At 36.5% G+C, this 19,807-nt stretch carries 17 protein-coding genes; all 17 read left to right on the top strand.

The features are described 5' to 3' along the window. Positions 1-4: 4 nt before the first annotated feature. The 17 genes from HMPREF2758_RS07410 to ileS all read left to right on the top strand — a co-directional run bounded on the left by HMPREF2758_RS07410 (position 5) and on the right by ileS (position 19,700). The gene (locus tag HMPREF2758_RS07410; RefSeq protein ID WP_070609796.1) at positions 5-1,072 is read left to right on the top strand and encodes a rod shape-determining protein; all 1,068 of its coding nucleotides are present in this window, start codon (positions 5-7) and stop codon (positions 1,070-1,072) included. 14 nt (positions 1,073-1,086) lie between these two features. Then, positions 1,087-1,290, top strand: a complete 204-nt coding sequence (locus tag HMPREF2758_RS07415) for a DNA-directed RNA polymerase subunit beta (protein WP_006907367.1) — start codon at positions 1,087-1,089, stop codon at positions 1,288-1,290. A gap of 597 nt (positions 1,291-1,887) precedes the next feature. Further along, positions 1,888-2,319, top strand: a complete 432-nt coding sequence (gene mraZ / locus HMPREF2758_RS07425; RefSeq protein ID WP_035392715.1) for a division/cell wall cluster transcriptional repressor MraZ — start codon at positions 1,888-1,890, stop codon at positions 2,317-2,319. A 22-nt stretch (positions 2,320-2,341) separates the two neighbouring features. Beyond that, positions 2,342-3,289, top strand: coding sequence for a 16S rRNA (cytosine(1402)-N(4))-methyltransferase RsmH (gene rsmH / locus HMPREF2758_RS07430; protein ID WP_016647595.1), 948 nt, complete (start codon positions 2,342-2,344; stop codon positions 3,287-3,289). A 21-nt stretch (positions 3,290-3,310) separates the two neighbouring features. Further along, positions 3,311-3,745, top strand: a complete 435-nt coding sequence (locus HMPREF2758_RS07435) for a hypothetical protein (protein ID WP_070609797.1) — start codon at positions 3,311-3,313, stop codon at positions 3,743-3,745. Then, positions 3,745-5,439 (top strand): peptidoglycan D,D-transpeptidase FtsI family protein, encoded by a 1,695-nt coding sequence (locus HMPREF2758_RS07440; protein WP_070609798.1) that lies wholly within the window; start codon positions 3,745-3,747, stop codon positions 5,437-5,439. The genes HMPREF2758_RS07435 and HMPREF2758_RS07440 overlap by 1 nt, the downstream gene beginning before the upstream one ends. Positions 5,440-5,453: 14 nt before the next feature. Beyond that, on the top strand, positions 5,454-6,962 hold the full coding sequence (locus tag HMPREF2758_RS07445) for a UDP-N-acetylmuramoyl-L-alanyl-D-glutamate--2,6-diaminopimelate ligase (RefSeq protein WP_070609799.1): 1,509 nt from the start codon (positions 5,454-5,456) through the stop codon (positions 6,960-6,962). 12 nt (positions 6,963-6,974) lie between these two features. After that, positions 6,975-7,928, top strand: coding sequence for a phospho-N-acetylmuramoyl-pentapeptide-transferase (mraY, locus tag HMPREF2758_RS07450; protein ID WP_070609800.1), 954 nt, complete (start codon positions 6,975-6,977; stop codon positions 7,926-7,928). A 24-nt stretch (positions 7,929-7,952) separates the two neighbouring features. Beyond that, positions 7,953-9,329, top strand: a complete 1,377-nt coding sequence (gene murD / locus HMPREF2758_RS07455; RefSeq protein WP_070609801.1) for a UDP-N-acetylmuramoyl-L-alanine--D-glutamate ligase — start codon at positions 7,953-7,955, stop codon at positions 9,327-9,329. After that, the gene (gene murG / locus HMPREF2758_RS07460) at positions 9,316-10,434 is read left to right on the top strand and encodes an undecaprenyldiphospho-muramoylpentapeptide beta-N-acetylglucosaminyltransferase (protein WP_070609802.1); all 1,119 of its coding nucleotides are present in this window, start codon (positions 9,316-9,318) and stop codon (positions 10,432-10,434) included. The genes murD and murG overlap by 14 nt, the downstream gene beginning before the upstream one ends. Positions 10,435-10,455: 21 nt before the next feature. Continuing rightward, positions 10,456-11,556, top strand: coding sequence for a cell division protein FtsQ/DivIB (locus tag HMPREF2758_RS07465; protein WP_070609803.1), 1,101 nt, complete (start codon positions 10,456-10,458; stop codon positions 11,554-11,556). Between the two features lie 134 nt (positions 11,557-11,690). Continuing rightward, positions 11,691-13,241, top strand: a complete 1,551-nt coding sequence (gene ftsA, locus HMPREF2758_RS07470) for a cell division protein FtsA (protein ID WP_070609804.1) — start codon at positions 11,691-11,693, stop codon at positions 13,239-13,241. Between the two features lie 26 nt (positions 13,242-13,267). Continuing rightward, positions 13,268-14,578: a cell division protein FtsZ gene (gene ftsZ, locus HMPREF2758_RS07475; RefSeq protein ID WP_070609805.1), complete on the top strand. Its 1,311-nt coding sequence runs from the start codon at positions 13,268-13,270 to the stop codon at positions 14,576-14,578. A 108-nt stretch (positions 14,579-14,686) separates the two neighbouring features. Next, positions 14,687-15,028, top strand: coding sequence for a YggT family protein (locus tag HMPREF2758_RS07480; RefSeq protein WP_070609806.1), 342 nt, complete (start codon positions 14,687-14,689; stop codon positions 15,026-15,028). 4 nt (positions 15,029-15,032) lie between these two features. Then, positions 15,033-15,818 (top strand): YlmH family RNA-binding protein, encoded by a 786-nt coding sequence (locus HMPREF2758_RS07485; RefSeq protein WP_070609807.1) that lies wholly within the window; start codon positions 15,033-15,035, stop codon positions 15,816-15,818. Positions 15,819-15,835: 17 nt separating this feature from the next. Next, positions 15,836-16,669, top strand: a complete 834-nt coding sequence (locus HMPREF2758_RS07490; RefSeq protein ID WP_016647607.1) for a DivIVA domain-containing protein — start codon at positions 15,836-15,838, stop codon at positions 16,667-16,669. A 247-nt stretch (positions 16,670-16,916) separates the two neighbouring features. After that, entirely contained in the window at positions 16,917-19,700 is a 2,784-nt protein-coding gene (gene ileS, locus HMPREF2758_RS07495; RefSeq protein WP_070609808.1) for an isoleucine--tRNA ligase, read from the top strand. Positions 19,701-19,807: the final 107 nt, after the last annotated feature.

Raw genomic sequence — 19,807 nt, forward strand, 5'->3', positions numbered from 1 at the left:
TAAAATGGCACGAGATATTGGGATTGATTTAGGTACTGTAAATGTTTTGATTTATCTTAAAGGCCGTGGCATTGTTTTAAATGAACCTGCAATGATTGCTTATGATAAGGATCGTAAAGAAGTTTTAGCGGTTGGAAGTCAGGCTTTTGAAATGCGTGGAAGAGCGCCTGAGTCAATTGAAGTGGTGCAACCTCTAAAAGGGGGGGTTATCGCTGATTATGATCTAACAGAAGCTATGCTATCCTTATTTTTTAAAAAATTACAGATTAGACATGGACTTTTTCCTGTGAACGTTCTTGTATCGATACCTAGTTCAATTAGTGAAATTGAAAGACTCTCTCTGTTTGAAGCCGTTGAAAAAGTATCAAAAGGAAATATTGAATTTGAATATGAACCATATGTTGCAGCGGTGGGAGCTGGGCAAGACGTTTTATCACCAAAAGGCTCAATGGTTATTGATATTGGTGGAGGGACAACCGATGTAGCAATTCTCACTTCTGGGAACATGTTATATTCTGACTCAAGGAAGTTAGCAGGCGATGATTTAGATGAAGCAATTCAGTTATATTTAAAAGAGACCTTCCAGTTGTTAGTAGGACTTCAGTCTGTTGAACGCATAAAAAAAGATCTCGCTTCTGCACTTTTTCAGACTGGAGAAAGTAATTTGATGGCTGAAATAAAAGGTAGAGACTTGCTAACAGGTTTGCCACGAGCAATGAATATTCATACTAATGATCTATTATCAGTCGTTGAAGAATGGACTAAACAGATTGCAGAGATTGCTAGAGGGGTATTAGAACAAGCTCCACCCGAAATTATGTCGGATATTCATGATCAAGGTATTGTATTAACTGGAGGCGGTGCGCTTGTTCGTGATATTGAAACCTACTTAAGTGATTATCTTCAGGTAACAGTCATGTCAACGGATCAGCCTATGAATGCTGTGGCTCTTGGAACAGGAACTGTATTGGAATGGATTTCATCTGGCAAGGTGACACCATCCTCTAAAATTAAATGGAATAATAAAAAAGAAAACTTGCTAATACGTTTTTTTAAACGGTTATTTGTCTAAAGGAGTCGGATAGGATGGATGAACAAAGTTACTTAACTTACCCTATATGGAAGCAGCTCGCTAAAACTGTATTGAAATTTATCTTATTTTTACTTGTCTTAATAGTGGTTGTTATAATAGGACTTGTTATAGGATATACATTGATCGGTAAGGGCTCATTTTGGGAAGTGTTTAATCAAGAAACCTGGCTCCATATTTTAGACTTTTTGAAGGCGTAGTTTGAACCTCTCTTTAATAATGAGAATTCGGCCTTTTGATGAGGAAGGAGAGGGATATGAGCGGAAATGAATTTCACTTTTGGGAATGTTTGCTGTATTTATGGCCGATAGTTAACATATTTATCATCGAGCGCTATTTTAAAAATTATTTAAAATTCTCATCGAATTGGCCACTATCATTGGGCTTAGTTTTAATTCCCTTGTGGTTGGTACTAATCTATTCTTTCGGTTATCTTATTTTCCAACTTAATATACTTCCCATAATTATTCTCTTGACTGCTTTTTCAGTGGGGGTTTATTTATCGGAAACGATAAGGAATTATCGGCAGTTTTTTTGGAAAGATCATTATCTAAAGATTACTGAAATTATATTTATGTTGTTATCTGTTCATTTATTTTCGCTTCTTTTGTTAAGATGGTGGGTGTTTTTCTTTTGATTTAAAAAGCTATAAATATCATTTAAGAAATTAATAATGGATTTTAAGGTCTCCTTTTTTAAAAGGAGACCTTTTTTTGATAAAAAGTGGTAAAAAAGTGGTGAAAAGTGGGGGGATGTGGTAGAATATAAATAACTTAAGCAAAGTGGGTGATTAAACGGTGCTAATTGGTGAATATCAACACAATATTGATAGTAAAGGTCGTTTGATTATGCCCGCAAAGTTTCGTGGGGATTTAGGGGAGCGATTTATTGTGACCCGAGGTCTAGATGGATGCTTAAGTGGTTATCCGATGGCTTCATGGGATATAATTCAAGAAAAATTAAGACAGTTACCGTTAGCAAAACGGGATGCGCGTAAATTTACTCGTTTTTTCTACTCAGCTGCCACTGAAGTAGAGTTAGATAAACAAGGAAGAATTAATCTTCCTCAAACACTCATTGACTTTGCACAGATCGATAAGGAATGTCGTGTGATTGGCGTATCAGACCATATCGAGATTTGGAGTAGTGCACAGTGGGACTCTTTTGCACAGGATGCACAGGACAATTATGAGGATATTGCGGAAGATTTAATTGATTTTGGTTTTTAAAGGTTGACTAGGAGGTGATTGGGTGTTTGAGCATAAAACTGTTCTACTTGAGGAGACGATTAATGGTTTAGCTGTGAATCCTGACGGAGTATATGTTGACTGTACTCTGGGAGGAGGCGGGCATGCAGAATATCTCTTGACAAAATTAGGAACTAAAGGGCATCTCTATGCTTTTGATCAAGATCAACAAGCATTGGAATATGTTCAAAAAAAATTAAAGAAATATATTGAGCAAGACCAATTAACCCTGATTCAGTCTAACTTTCGTTCGATTAAGTCAGCTTTAAATGAAAAAGGTATATCCGTAGTTGATGGAATTTATTATGATCTTGGTGTTTCATCTCCTCAGTTTGATCAAGCAGATAGGGGATTTTCTTATCGAATGGATGCTAGGCTGGATATGCGTATGAATCGCCAGCAAAGTCTTTCGGCTTTTGAAGTTGTGAACGAATGGGATTATGATGATCTAGTGCGGATTATTTATCGATATGGTGAGGAAAAGTTTGCTAAAAGGATTGCTCGTCGTATAGAGGCACAACGTAAAGTGCAGGCGATTGAAACGACCGGTCAGCTTGCTGAGCTTGTTAAAGAAGCGATTCCGGCTGCTACAAGACGTTCGGGTGGTCACCCCGCGAAACGCACTTTTCAAGCGATTCGTATTGCGGTCAATGATGAATTAATGGCGCTCGAAGAATCGTTGGATCAGGGACTCAGCTTATTAAATCAACATGGAAGATTGGCGGTAATTAGTTTTCATTCTTTAGAGGATCGCCTAGTAAAACAAATGTTTAAACAAGTATCATCAGTGCCTGAGACTCCAAGGAATTTGCCGATATTAACACAGCAAGAAGCTGAGTATCGATTGGTAAATCGTAAACCGATTGTTGCTAATGAAATAGAGTTAGCTGAAAATCGGCGAGCTCATTCTGCAAAGTTAAGAATTATTGAACGGGTGCATTCTGTTAATTAGAGTAAGAAAGGAAAATGAAAAATGGATTCATCAGCTAGAAATCAGCTTAAACATTTAAATCAAAGTCAGCGGTCTACTAGAGATGGATCATTTTTTACATCTTCATTTGATGGCTCTGCAGTAAAGCAACTTGATTTAGAACCATTTGAACAAGAAACAGTTGATACAGAGACTCTTTCCATACCAAAAAAGGGCATCAATTTATCACGGTTTGTCTTTGCTTTATTAGTTATCTCAAGTCTATTGTTAGCTTTTTTGAGTTTATACTTCATGTGGCAAAAACAAAGTGTGCATGCTGAGCTCCTTCAAATTCAAAGTGCGCAAGAAGACCAATTAAAGGAAATGGACATATTATTAAATAATATTGCTCAAAATTTTGATTATCAAAAAATAAAAGAAATTGCAGAGGAAAATGGGATGCAACAATCACCAGATCGTGTGAGGGAAATCGACTAATGAAGCAAATAAAATATAAAGAAAATTTAGAAAACTCACGAAATAATGTGATTATTTTTATGGCAATTGTTGTAGTGGCAATTATTGTCTTATTAGGACGTTATGCTCAATTAGCTCTTGTTAAGAAAGTAAATCAAGTTGACCTAACCCAACTCAATCAATCAGTACCTAATAGAAGTAGTATCGAACTAGCGAGAAGAGGCAATCTTTATGACCATAAAGGACAGCCTATAGCCATGGATACTACTTCTTATTCTATTTATGCTGTTTTAAAGGGGGATTGGGCCGAAGGAAAGATCGTTAAAGACTACGAAAAGACCGCTCAAGTCTTGTCTAACTATTTAGACTTGAGTCCGGAAGAAATATTAGCTTATTTACAAACTCCTAATGTTGATCAAGTTGAGTTTGGTAGTGCAGGAGCAAAGTTGAGCCCCCAAACCAAGGAAGCTATTGAAAATCAAGATTTATCTGGAATCGGCTTTCATTCAGAAACAAGCCGAATGTATATTAATGATTTTTATGCTTCACATTTAATTGGCTATGTTAAAAAAGTTCAAGAGATGGATCCACATCAAGTCATTTTTAAAGGAGAATCAGGAATTGAAGCAGCTTATGATGATTGGCTAAGTGGTGAAAACCAAATGGGTCCAAACGACTATCCTGTTGGACAAGACATTTATTTAACACTAGATCATCGTTTACAAAATGGCTTAGAAGATATTTTACAAGATATTTATAGGCGTTATCAGCCAAAGCAAGTTGGTGCTTATCTGGTAGAAGTAAATTCAGGGAAACTTTTAGCGGCTGGTCAAAGACCTTCTTTTAATTTAAATACTAAAGAAGGAATTGATGATTTGTGGCAAAATTTGATGGTTGAAGCGGCTTATGAACCGGGATCGACTATCAAGATCTTAACAATGGCGGAAGCGATCGATCAGGGTGTCATTAAAGAAAATGATGGCTTTAAGTCTGGAAGTGTTGAAGTGTATAATTACACTGTTAGGGATTATAATAAATACGGTTGGGGTTGGTTGAATTTTGATGAAGGATTAATCCGCTCTTCAAACGTAGGTATGGTAGAATTAGTGAAACGAATGGGTGATGATAATTGGGTTACCTCGTTAAGAAAAATGGGGTTTGGAACGACTACAGCCAGTCGATTACCGAATGAAACAACCGGAAACCTTGATTTTTCAAATCCTGTTTCTCGAATTATGTCGGGATTTGGACAAGGATTTTCCGCAACCCCTATTCAATTAATGCAGGCTTTTACGAGTATTGCTAATCAGGGAGAAATGCTTAAAATTCAATATATTGAACATGTAGCCAATCAAAGTTATAAGCGCCAAGTATTAGGACAAGCTTTCTCTCATGAAGCAGCAAATCACGTTTTAAAAGTAATGGAAGAAGCGGTTAGCTCTAAACATGGTACGGGCCAGGCATTTAAAAGAAGTGACCTACGTGTCGCTGCTAAAACAGGGACTGCTGAAATAGCTGATCCTAATAGTCAAGGATACTTACAAGGGAAAAATGATTATTATTTTTCAGTGGTGAGTTTTTTTCCTGCAGAATCTCCTCAATATATGGTCTATATTTTTGTAAAACAACCCCAACAAATGGGTGGAAAATCAGGTACTCAAATTGTATCAGAAGTCTTTCATCCTTTGGTTGATGCGGTTATGATAAATCATTAGAAAGGATGACTTACATGTATATTCAAGAACTGATTGATTCCTTGGTTAATTACCATTGTTTAACGGAAGCATTTTTTACGGGAGAGATTTTCAGTGTTGTCAATGATAGCCGCGAAGCCAATGATTCAAGTGCCTTTATTGCTATTCGGGGTGAGCATTTTGACGGTCACCAGGCGGTCGACGAATTAATTCAAAAGCGTATTCCTTTAATTATTTTAGAAGAAGCGACAGAAGAGCAAATAAAAGAAGCACGGTTTAATGGTACTTGTCTCGTTAAAGTCATTTCAACGGACCGAGCCCAGGCTATTTTAGCCAGTCGTTTTTATGATCAGCCGTCAGAAAAACTGGATATTATCGCTGTTACAGGTACAAACGGTAAAACAACAATTAGTAATATGATTTCTTATATGTTAGAAGTGCTTGGCCATACAACTGGAATGATTGGAACCATCCATTATAAGGTGGCAGATCAGTATTTTCCAGCAGTAAATACCACACCAAACTCGCTGAAGATGCAAAAACTATTTAGTGAGATGTTAGATGCAGGTTGTCAAGATGCGGTGATTGAAGCATCTTCGCATGCCTTAGTTTTAGGTCGTCTGTGGCAAACTCAGGTAGACTGCGCTATTTTTACTAATTTAACCAGAGAGCATTTAGATTTCCATAAGACAATGGATAATTATGCAAACGCAAAGAGCTTGCTTTTTGCACAACTGGGTCAATCGTTTAAAAATCATAAAGCCAAGTTAGCAATTGTTAATCAAGATGATCATTATGCGAAGGTGATGTATCAGGCTACTGGGGCTGCTCTGGCAACTTATTCCATGATTGATCCAAGCGCAACTGCCTATGCGGATGATATTCAATCATCAAATGGGATTATGAATTTTAGTTTGCATTATAAAGGAGAACGGTATCCGGTATCTTTAAATATGCTAGGACATTATAATGTTATGAATTATATGGCTGCATTTTTATGTTTAAAATTATACTATGGTTATTCAGCCACTGATATTTTGCAAGCAACACAACAATTTCCAGGTGTGAGTGGTCGGATGCAAGTGATTAATGAAGGTCAACCCTACACAGTTGTCGTAGATTTTGCACATACTGGTGATGCTTTACAAAAAGTTATCGAAGAATTGCGTCCGCATACCAAAGGTCGACTAAGAGTAATGTTTGGTCATTCGGGCGGTAATAGAGATTCTGCTGCAAGGCCAGGACTAGGCGATATCTTATTTAATTATGCTGATGAAATTTATTTTACAGCGGATAACCCACGTCATGAACCCGTTGATAAAATTGTCAGTGAAATGGTAGCTGACCATGATGAGGTTCCGTATCATCTTATTGAAAAACGTGAAGAGGCAATTGAAAAAATGTTGCTAGATGCGAATGATGATGATGTACTACTTTTTGCTGGAAAAGGGGGAGAAAGTTATCAGGTTTTGGGAGATGACTATGTTCCATATAATGAGGCAGAAGTGGTAATCGAGACGATTCGTCGTTTGATGCAAAAATAAAGGAGGAATAGTATGGTTGTATTTTTAGCATTTGTGGTTGCTGGATTATTAAGTTTAATAATCACTCCTATCTTTATGACATACTTTACTAGAAAGAAGATTGGTCAGACTACGCGTGAAGAAGGGCCAAAGTGGCATCAAGTAAAAACAGGGACACCTACTATGGGAGGTACTGTTTTTGTTTTGGTAAGCTGTCTTGTATTTCTTATCTTTGCTTTAATTTTAAAACTTTCTTTAGGAAAAGTATTGATTATTTTATTAAATTTCTTATTATTTGCAGCTATTGGTTTTGTGGATGATTTTCTGTCGATTTTTCATCATCAAAATGAAGGGCTGAAGCCAAAACAAAAATTTTTAGCTCAACTCGCTTTTTCAGCATTCATTATGTTGATGATATATTTTATTAAGTGGCCAGTCTATATTCCTTTGCTTGGTTGGCAAATTGATCACTGGCTCTTTTTGGCAATTTTTATCTTTATTTGGATCACAGGTTTTTCCAATGCGGTTAATTTAACCGATGGGTTAGATGGGCTAGCTACAGGGTTAAATATTATCGCTTATACTTCCTATTTCTATTTAGCGCAAAAACAATCTGAACCAGTGATTGCTTTATTCTGTATGATTGTAGTGGGAAGTTTATTAGGTTTTCTATTTTTTAATCATAAACCAGCAAAAATTTTTATGGGGGACGTTGGTTCTCTAGCTCTTGGAGCTGGATTGGCGCTTATTTCGGTCCTACTGTCTAATCCTTGGTCTTTGTTAATCATCGGTTTGGTCTTTGTGATTGAGACTGCATCCGTTATTCTACAAGTGGCTTCTTTTAAGTTGACCGGTAAGCGTATTTTTAAGATGAGTCCGATTCATCATCATTTTGAAATGAGTGGATGGTCGGAGGAAAAAGTTGTCCTTGTATTTTGGTTAACAGGATTGATTAGTAGTTTGATCTATTTTTCAATTTTTTTCTAATTTATTAGTAAAGAGAGTGATAGAATGGTTAATTGGCAAAGTACTTCCCGAGTTTTGGTGTTAGGGTATGGCATCTCAAGTAAAAGTGTGATTGAACTATTGATTAAGAAAGGAATACGGGTTCGTCTAAACAATCAATCCGACTTGTCGAAGGATGAGTCTGCAATAAGATTAAAACAAAAAGGTGTTGAAGTCATTGATGGCGGACATCCTTTAAGTGTTTTAGATGGGATTGATTGGATTGTAAAAAGCCCAATTATTCCATATGAATTACCTTTAATTCAGGAAGCACAGCAGCAAAATATTCCAATTTACACAGATGTAGAATTAGCTTACCAGCTTAATCAGTCTGAACTTATTGCTGTTACTGGATCAAATGGAAAAACAACAACTGTTTCTTTAATTCAAAAAATCTTAGATCAAGGACTTGAGGGCAATAGTTACGCAGCGGGAAATATAGGGATTCCGGCTATTGATGTTGTGCAAAAGGCTAAAGCTTGTGACCAAGTTGTTATGGAATTATCTAGTTTTCAGTTATTGGGGATTGATCAATTAAGACCTCATATCGCTGTTTTTACTAATATTTATGAAGCACACCTTGACTATCATAAGACACGTCAAGCGTATATAGAGGCTAAGTTGAATCTGATTAAAAATTTAACGAACAAAGATTACTTAGTGTACAATGCCGATCAAGAAGACTTGGCTTCCTATTTTGAAGATTGTCCTGCCAGAAAAGTTCCTTTTTCTAGAAAATCGGTTATTAAAGAAGGAGCTTATTGTTTAAATGGTTATGTGTATTATCAAGATAAAAAAATTATGAAAATTGAAGAAATTCCACTTCCAGGAGAACATAATGTAGAAAATGTTTTAGCAGCGGTGGCGGTAGCGTCTATTGAAAATGTTAAATCTGAGATTATTCGTTCAGTGGTAATGAACTTTGAAGGGATTGCTCATCGAATTCAGTGGGTAGGAAAGTATCATAAAGCTGATTTTTATAATGATTCTAAGGCGACGAATCCCTTAGCAAGTTTAACTGCTTTAAGAAGTTTTAAAGATCGAGATATTGTATATTTTGCAGGAGGATTAGATCGCGGAAATGACTTTCAAGAATTGGAAGAAGAGTTTAAGAAAGTTAAAGCAGCTTATTTATTTGGACAATCTGCAAAAAAATTATATACTCATTTAAAAGTGGCAGAGGTCCCTACAATTTTTTTAGCGGATACGCTTGAACAAGCATTTAAAGCATTTTATGATTATCCTTTAGAAGATGAAGTGGTTTTGTTCTCACCCGCTTGTGCATCTTGGGATCAGTATCCAAACTATGAGGTGCGAGGAAAGGCATTCTGTGAATTAGTTAAAGGCTATTTAGAGGAGAAGGAGAAAAATGAAAGAAATTAAGCGCATTATTTTTTCTGGGGGAGGAACTGGGGGACATATTTATCCAGCGATGGCCTTATATCGGCGAATGAAAGAGAAAAATCCTGAGCTTGAAGTTCTTTATATTGGAACAAAACGTGGCCTGGAGTCAGCGATCGTTCCTAAAGCAGGTTTGAACTTTGCCTCAATTGAAATTGAAGGAATCAAGCGGTCCCTTTCACTAGAAAATTTACTCGTTGGTTATAAAATGCTAGCGGCTACTCATAAAGCAAAAAAAATTATTCGGGAATTTAACCCCGATGTTGTTGTTGGAACGGGGGGCTACGTCTGTGGTCCGGTTATTCTTGCGGCCAGTCGTTTGGGAATTCCAACCTTAATCCATGAACAAAATTCGATTGCTGGCATTACAAATAAGTTTTTAGCTCGATTTGTCGATAAGATTGCCATCTGCTTTGATGATGTTAGAAAAGACTTCAAAAAATATACCCATAAGATTCGACTGACGGGAAATCCAAGAGGACAAGAAGCTTGTCAAATTAAGAGCGATCCTATGATTCTTTCTAGAGAATTTGATTTAGATAATTCTAAAAGAACACTCCTTATTTTTGGCGGTTCAAGAGGAGCGCCAGCAATTAATCAAGCTGCTTTAGAAGGAATAGATCATTGGTTAAAGAGTAATTATCAAGTGATAATCGTGACAGGTCGAGATCATTATTCGAGCCTGGATCAAAAAAAATTAGAGGAGATCAATTCAAGTGCAAATGTACGAGTTCTAGCTTATATTGACAATATGCCAGAGCTGTTTCCAGTCATCGACTTAGTAGTTTGTCGAGCTGGTGCTACTACTTTAACCGAACTAACAGCCCTTTCTTTACCAAGTATATTAATACCTAGCCCCTACGTAACTGCTAACCATCAAGAAGCTAATGCACAGTCTTTAGTAAAAGAATCAGCAGCTGAGATGATTTTAGAGAAGGACTTGAATCATGAACGTTTAGAGGAAATGGTTGATCGATTAATGCATGACGGTATTTCTTTAGATACCATGAGTAAAAATGCTGGTAGATTAGGAATTCGTGATGCAAGCGATCGGATTATTAAATTATTGGAAAATATAAAGGATTAATAAATTTAGTGGAGGAGAATAATGGTTAATTATCGTTTGAATCCAAGTTTAAAGAATAATTATCAACATCAACGAGAAATTATTGATCAACGAAAGTATCAACCCATTTCTGCTCCTATAGGAAATTATCGTTTGGATGCGAAGGGAAATCCAATCCTTCCCAAAAATGTTCTGATGGATGATCGAGATTTATCGGATGTTGTACCAGAAAATGTATATCCAATGCGGAATAATTGGGATTTCCAAACAGCTTCAAAAAGAGAATCGAACACCGAACCATTTGTTAGAAACTATAAGAACTCTTTCTCAAGTTCAAGAAATAGCTCATTATCAATTCGTAGAAAGCAGGTTCCATCTACTCAATCATATATGAACGGGTTAAAAAAGGGACTTCCAATAGGATGGCACAAAATAGCCTTAGGTTTAGTTTTGGTCTACGCCGTAATGATTTGGTCAGGTTGGGAAATTCTACCCTTTAATAAAATAAATCAAGTGCGAGTTGTCGGTAATCAAGCAGTCAGTGCACAAAGTATTCTTGAAGGTGTTCAATGGGATCCTTTTGCTAAAGCCAAACCTTTTTTAAAAAGAAGGCCCGAGATTGAAAGCTTTATTCGTCAGATGAATCCAGTTGTAGCGGATGTAAAAATTGAAAGACCTGATTGGACAGGGATTAACTTTGAGGTTAAGGAATATCAACCTGTTGCTTTTGTTAAAACAGATTCTGGGACCTTTCCCTTTTATAGTTCAGGGGAAGTTTTGGAAGATCAAACTTCTTCTTTGGCTTCAATGGTTGATCAATTGCCTTTAATTGATTTGTCCTTTGATAAGCAGCATCTTAAGGAGCTCGGTCAAGCCTTGTCAACTTTGGATCCAAAGGTTTTGTTAGAAGTTGATTCAGTGGCTCCATCATCGGATCCACAAAAAACAACGCATGTTGAATTGAAAATGAAAGATGGGAATATTGTTAAAGCGATTATTCCAACTTTAGCGGAGAAAATGGCATTTTATCCTCAAATTAAAGCTCAACTTAAGGAACGACAGGGAACAATTGATCTTGAAGTAGGAGCGTATTTTACGCCATTTCAAGAAGATACTAATTCGGTTAAACTCAATCATAATTAGGATAAGTTAGATTACGAATTGGTAACATCCAATAAGAATTTATTTTAAAAAAATATTGATTATGCTAGTATTAGAGTAATGAATTATGCTCACTCAGCATAATTAAAGGGGAATCGAAGGAGGTTCACACCTGAATGCGGAATCAAGAAATTATGGTTAGTTTAGATATTGGGACAACGTCAATTAAAGTTGTTGTTGCCGAATATATGAATGGACATGTGAATATTATCGGTGTTGGTAATGAAAAATCAAGAGGTATTAGTCGAGGAGTCATTGTTGATATTGATGAAACTGTTCTTTCCATTCAAAGGGCGATTGAACAAGCTGAAAGAAAAGCGTCCGTTCGGATTAACGATGTTGTTGTGGGGATCCCAAGTAATAAGTTAGCGATTGATGATTGTCACGGAATGATCGCGGTCGCAAGTGAGAATCGTGAAATAACCGCTAAAGATGTTGATAATGTGATTTCTGCTGCGAAAGTTCGATCTGTTTCGCCAGAACGAGAAGTAATTGCTATTTTACCAGAAGAATTTATTGTAGATGGTTTTAGTGGAATTAGAGATCCTCGAGGGATGATTGGCGTTCGTTTAGAACTTTATGCTCGCTTGTTAACGGGACCTCGGACGATTATTCACAATATCCGACGTTGTGTTGAGCGGGCCGGATTGCAGATCTCTGAATTTGTCCTCCATCCTCAAGCGATTGCTTCCGTTGCACTATCTGAGGACGAATGTGAATTTGGTACGGTCCTTATTGATATGGGAGGCGGACAGACATCCGCTTCAATTATATATGATAAACAATTAAAGTATTCGTTTGTAGATCAAGAAGGCGGAGACTATGTTACTAAGGATATTTCTTTAATCCTTAATACATCATTAGAATCAGCAGAAAGAATTAAACGTGAGTATGGATATGCTGTATCTTCGGCTACTTCACCAGAAGAGTATTTTCCAGTTGAAACAGTTGGACGTAAAGAGCCTGTTCGAGTTGATGAACGTTATTTATCTGAAATTATTGAAGCACGTTTGGTTCAAATTTTTGAGACCATAAAAGAAGATTTGACTGCGGTTGATGCAATGGACTTACCAGGAGGATTTGTTCTAACAGGAGGAGCTTCGAGTCTTCCAGGTGTACTAGAACTGGCCAAAAAATATTTTGGACAGAATGTACGCTTATATATTCCGGAACAGATGGGAATGCGGAATCCAATTTACACGACCTCTTTAGGAATGGTTCAATATGTGAGCCAGTTGGATGATGTTCATCGAATTGCTCAGGCAACATTTCGTAGTAAGCAAATAGCTACTCCGTCGAATCAAAATTCATATCCTTCAATGACCAACGATGATCGGTATGGACAAGAAGACTTTTCATTCGAACGAGAGTCGTTAGCTCAAAAAGATATTCGAGATCAGAATAGACAAGCACAAATTAGAAAGGATCGTTCTGGTCAAATAACTCCTTACTCGGGTTCTGAATACTCATCCAAGCAAATGAGACGTGCTGACTCAGATTATTATCAATTTGATCATGCTCCTTCAGCGGATGAGGAACACTTTGAAGACGCTATGTATTATTCACAAGAACCCTTGAGTTATTCTCAGGAGATGAAGGCGTCTAAGAATCCAGCAGGTGGATTAATTGAGCAAATTCGCTCATTTTTCCAAACCTTTTTTGATTAATTAATATGCTTTAAGGAGGAAATATAATGGAAGTTTCTTTTGATTCAACTATGAATAAACAAGGTGCGATTATTAAAGTGATCGGTGTTGGTGGAGCAGGTGGAAATGCAGTGAATCGTATGATTACTGAAGAAGTTCAAGGAGTCGAATTCATTGCAGCAAATACGGATACCCAAGCTCTACAATCATCTCAAGCTGAAACTAAGATTCAATTAGGCCCTAAGATTACTAAAGGCTTGGGAGCAGGCTCCTTGCCTGATGTGGGTCTTAAAGCTGCTCAAGAGTCGGAAGAGCAAATTCGTCAAGCTTTAGAAGGAGCAGATTTAGTATTTGTTACAGCTGGAATGGGTGGTGGAACCGGGACAGGTGCTGCTCCTGTTGTGGCAAAAATTGCTAAAGACATGGGTGCTTTAACTGTGGGGGTCGTAACTAGACCGTTTACCTTTGAAGGTCCAAAGAGAGGCCGATTTGCAGCTGAGGGATTACAAAACTTAAAAGAAGCGGTAGATACTTTAGTAGTGATTTCTAATAATCGATTATTGGAAGTGGTAGATCGTAAAACACCAATGCTAGAGGCCTTTTCAGAGGCAGATAATGTTTTAAGACAAGGTGTTCAAGGAATTAGTGATTTGATTGTATCACCAGGTTTTATTAATTTGGATTTTGCTGATGTTAAGACGGTAATGAAAGATCAAGGAACAGCATTAATGGGAATTGGATCTGCTTCAGGTGAAAACCGAACTGCTGAAGCAACTAAAAAGGCTATTTCCTCCCCACTATTAGAAGTATCAATTGATGGGGCAGAGCAAATTCTTCTTAATGTAACGGGTGGACCAGACTTAAGCTTGTTTGAAGCTCAAGATGCAAGTGAAATTATTGCAGCAGCTTCTAGTGATGAAGTGAATATCATTTTTGGTACATCAATCAATGAAAGTTTAGGCGATGAAGTTGTAGTTACAGTTATTGCAACAGGGATCGATTCAGAAAAGACATCACTTAATAAACAACAAGCTCTCCGTCAAAATCGCCCAAGTTTTAATCAGAAACCAGTTCAAAAAAATTCAGTTATGGAAAATGATCCGGGGGTAAACTACGCCAATGCGTCTCAAGATTTTGAACTTCCGGCCAATAGAAAGACCGAAAACAAAAAAGATTTGTTTAGTGATTGGGATATAAAACGTGAAACAATTACTCGAGATGTCGAAGAGGTAGATGCTAATCAAGCAAAACCTGAACGTTTATTTGAACATACTGAGTCAAAAGTTAAACAAGCAGATAGTCAAGACCATGATGAATTAGATACACCTCCTTTCTTCCGTAAGAGAAATCGTCATTAATTGGTAGATAATTGTCTGTATCTTTGTGATCTTTTGTGGATTTATCAGATAATGATTGACGAGTATTCTAAAAACTTAGATCATTCTGTCAATAATTGTTGATTTTGTATGAAAGGAGGATGTGACTTTGAGTTGCAGCCTCTTTTCGATTTATTCTTTAAAGAAAGAAGTGATAATTTGTCATTGGTTGTTATCTTATCTTTTGTAAATAATATTTTTAGAATTTATTCGTTATTGCTTGTTGCATATGCATTAATGTCTTGGCTTCCAGGTGCACGAGATAGTCAATTAGGGCAATTAATTCAAAAACTAGTTCGACCTTATTTAGATATATTTGATCGTTTTATTCCTTCTATTGGTGGAATTTCATTTAATGTAATTATTGCACTATTTGTTTTAAATTTTATTCAAAGAGGATTAATTTATATAATAATTAATCTTTTAGCGTGATTGAATGGATTCAATAATCTATCAGCATTATCGACCTGAAGAGGCGTCTTTTATTGATCAAGTTTTTTCCTGGATTGAGCAAGTTGATTCAACTTATGCTCCATATTTGACGGTATTTTTAACGCCTAGGCAATGCCGTATTGTGCTTCAATTAGTTAATCGACAGGATGATATTAAGGTTAAATTTTATGGTGGAAAAATTGGGTCTGAAAGTCAGCGAGCATTAATTTATCCCAATTACTATCAAGTCCAAGAAGAGGATTTTGATTTATCATATCTTCAGATAGACTATCCCATTAAATTTGGGGATTTATCGCATTCAAAGATCTTAGGAGCATTTCTTGCTTTAGGTATCGAGAGAAATCGACTGGGAGATATTTTTACTAATGGTCAGGTTTGGCAAGTAGTTGTAGATCAAAAAATGCTCGATTATTTCAAACAAAATTTAGTAAAAATCGATCATTTTGGCATTAAATTAAAGGAACTTGACTCTAGTCAGTTGGTGGATCCTATCGATGAATGGGAAATTGAGGTGATTACTTCATCGTCTTTACGATTAGATAGTTTAATATCGTCAATCTTTCATATTTCTAGACAGCGGTCGAAGGATATGATAAAGTCAGGTCTGGTTAAAGTTAATTTTGTAATGGCTGAACGTGGAGATTCTTTGCTTCAGGAGGATGATTTAGTGTCGGTTAGAAGGTTTGGTCGTTTTCAGTTGAAGCAACTAATGGGTATGACTAAAAAAAATAATTATCGTATACAGATTAAGATTTTAAAAGTTAATTAATGAAAGGAAGAACGAAGATGGCTGTTACACCAAATGATATTTTGAATAAAGAATTTTCAAATAAATTTAGAGGTTATGATCCCGAACAGGTTAATGATTTTTTAGATATTATTAGAGTGCAATTGGAAAAAACCCTTGAAGAGAATAAGCAGTTAGCGAAAGATTTAACGGATGCAAATGATAAAATTAATTATTTTAACCAATTACAAGAATCACTTAATTCTTCAATCATTATTGCTCAGGAAGCAGCAGATCGATTAAAACAAAATGCACGTAAAGAAGCTGAACTGATTCTTTATGAGGCTGAACGTGATGCAGACCGGATTCTAAGAGATGCTTCTGATCAATCCAGTCATATTTTTTCTGAAGTTGAGAATCTAAGAGAAAAGGTTTCTGTTTATCGTGAAAATGTTCGTCAAGAAATGCAAGCAAGCTTAAATTTATTGAATTTAAATGATTATGATGAATTATTTGAAGGAACTCCTCTCTATACAGCTCAAAATTACAAAGATCAAACGACTGAAGAGAGTCAAGCTATTGCTAAGCAAAAAGCAGATGAATTATTAGCAGAGGCAGATCAGTCCGTTGAACTTGATAATGAAATGCCAGAAACTGGAATTCCAGAAGTATCTGAATTTGAAGAAATTACGGTTGAAGAAATTCATCCTACTTCAACAATGACAGTCGATGAAGAAGTATCGGATGTTAATAGTATTGATGAGACACAAGTTTTTGATTGGACACAAATTAATGAAAGTTCAGATTCAGAGGGTGAATCTAATCAAGATAATTTTGGTCAAACAATCCGTATTGACCTTCCGGTCGAAGACGAATATAATGAGGATAATTAATTAAGTATTAATGAGAGGCAAGGGGTAGTAGGATACTTATAGCGAGTCAGGAAAATGGTGGAAGCCTGTCAGTCCCTCCTATTTACTTTATCACTCGATGAATGAAGGGGCGAAACTAAGTAACCCCTTCCGCTTGAATAGCGTTACCATGTAGAGCGAATAGCAGTTGCTGCTATTAATTTGGGTGGTACCGCGTCTTAACGTCCCTTTATAGAGGGACGTATTTTTTTTAGAAAGGAATTTATAAATGAAATTAAAAGAAACATTAAATCTGGGTCAAACTGATTTTGCTATGCGTGCTAATTTGCCCAATAAGGAAAAGGAATTACAAGTTGAATGGGAAGAAGCTAATTTATATCAAAAGATCCAAGAAAAAAATATCTCTAGGGAACCTTGGGTTCTTCATGATGGACCACCTTATGCGAATGGTAAGATTCACATGGGACACGCATTAAATAAAATTACTAAGGACTTTATTGTTCGTTATAAATCAATGTCAGGATATCGTTCACCTTATGTACCAGGTTGGGATACTCACGGACTTCCAATAGAGACCGCCTTACAAAAAAATAAAGGCATTAATCGTAAAGAATATAGCATCACTGATTTTAGAGATTTATGCAAGGAGTATGCTTTAGAACAGGTTAAAGGACAAATGAAAACCTTTAAGCGTTTAGGGGTCTCTGGAGATTGGGATCATCCTTATTTAACCTTGGCACCAGAATATGAGGCACAACAGATTCGAGTTTTTGCGAAAATGGCAGAAAAGGGCTATATCTATAAGGGGGCGAAGCCTGTATTTTGGTCATGGTCTTCTGAATCTTCTTTAGCAGAAGCAGAAGTGGAGTATCAAGATGTGACTTCACCATCGATTTATGTGGCTTTTAAAGTGAGAAAAGGTAATGGGGTAGTTGATGAACAGGCTGAGTTTGTGATTTGGACGACAACGCCTTGGACCCTCCCAGCCAATATGGCAATTGCTGCTCTAAAAGCAGCCACCTATGTGCAAGTGAAGGTTGACGAACGTCACTTTATTGTCGCTCAGGAATTACTTGAAAGTATTGCGAAAGAAATTGGTTGGCAAGATTATTCAATTGAAAAAACCTATCAAGGAGAGCAGTTTGAAGGGGTTGAAGCTCAACATCCATTTTATGATCGCCCATCCAAATTGGTGTTTGGTGATCATGTGACTTTGGATTCTGGTACCGGATTAGTTCATACTGCACCTGGACACGGGGAAGATGACTATTGGGTTGGTTTAGAGTATGGGTTAGATGTTTTGTCACCAGTAGATTCAAAAGGTCATTTTACAAATGAAGCCCCTGGCTTTGAAGGACTATTCTATCTAAAAGGTCAAAAGAAAGTGCTGGAAATAATAGAAGAGAACGGTTCCTTACTTCATTATTCGGAATTTGTTCACTCCTATCCACATGATTGGAGAACAAAAAAACCGGTTATTTATCGTGCAACACCTCAATGGTTTGCTTCAATTGATAAATTCCGTGATGAGTTACTAGATAATGTTGAACATAAGGTTAAATGGCATCATCCTTCTGGAAAACGACGGATCTATAATATGATTCGTGATCGTGGAGATTGGGTAATTTCTCGTCAACGTGCTTGGGGAGTTCCTTTACCGATCTTCTATGCTGAAGATGGAACAGCGATTCTAGATGCGAATGTAATGAATCATGTGGCAAATCTTATTGAAAAGGAAGGCTCAAATGTTTGGTTTGAACGTTCAGCCACAGACTTACTTCCTGATGGTTATAGTCATCCTGGCTCGCCAAATGGAGAATTTACAAAAGAAACAGATATTATGGACGTATGGTTTGATTCAGGAACATCCTATGCAGGAGTACTCCAAACGCGTAAAGATCTAGTCTTTCCGGCTAATATGTACTTGGAAGGGTCAGACCAATATCGTGGTTGGTTCAATTCATCTTTTACAACTTCGGTAGCTGCCTTTGCTTGTCCACCCTATAAAGAAGTTTTGTCACAAGGTTTCGTGAACGATGGTAAGGGCCAAAAAATGTCGAAATCTTTAGGCAATGTCATTGACCCTGAGTCTGTAATGGATGAACTTGGAGCGGATATTATTCGATTATGGGTTGCAACTGTTGACTACGAATCGGATGTTAGAGTATCCAATGAGATTTTAAAACAAGTTTCAGAATCCTATCGTAAAATTAGAAATACAATTCGTTTTATGTTGGGGTTAGTGAATGATTTTGATCCTAAAAAGGATGCTGTGCCTAAAGACAAACTTACTGCTTTAGATGCTTATATGTTCGCTAATTTTCAAACTTTTAAAGATGATTTATTAACAGACTATGAGGAATACCATTATTCTTCCTTGTATAAGCGAGTAATGAATTTTGTCTCCACCGATTTATCTGCTTTTTATTTGAATGTTGCTAAAGATATTGTTTATATTGATAGTCAAAACTCTTTCAATCGCCGATCTATGCAGACTGTTATCTACCAAGTATTAAAAGAGCTTCTAATTCTTTTAACCCCGATCTTAGTTCACACTTGTGAAGAGGCTTGGAAATCTTTACCTGGTGTGGAAGGTTCCGTTCAATTGCAAGATATGCCTGAAGTTGAAGAGCTAGAAAATTCTAAATCTTTAATTAATAACTGGGAAATCTTTTTCAAAATTCAATCAGGAGTTAATAAAGGTTTAGAAGAAGCAAAAAATAAGGATCAAGATCCGATTAAAAAATCCTTTGAGGCTGCTGTTGAAGTATACCTTGATCAAGAACAAACTCAAAAATTAACACAATTAGCAGATAATTTAGATCAATTGTTGGTGATATCTCATTTAGATTTAAAAGATTTGGATCAAGCCCCAGATAATGCCCTTAGATTTGAGGATTTTGCAGTCTTAGTGAAGCGAGCAGATGGAGACATTTGTCAACGTTGTCGCGCTGTAAGGCCTGAAGTAGGTAGTATTCAACAAGCTCCAGATCTTTGCCAACGCTGTTATGATATCGTTTCAGAAAGTTACCCAGAATATTTCGATAAGTAAAAAAGCTATTTTCATTACCATACAGACTCAATATTAATATAATGGTGTTTTTAAATAAAAGAATAGAAAGCAAATAGAGGCTGTGACATAAGTCCACCAAAAAAACC

It is taken from the genome of Facklamia sp. HMSC062C11, from assembly GCF_001810675.1.
GTDB lineage: Bacteria > Bacillota > Bacilli > Lactobacillales > Aerococcaceae > Facklamia > Facklamia hominis.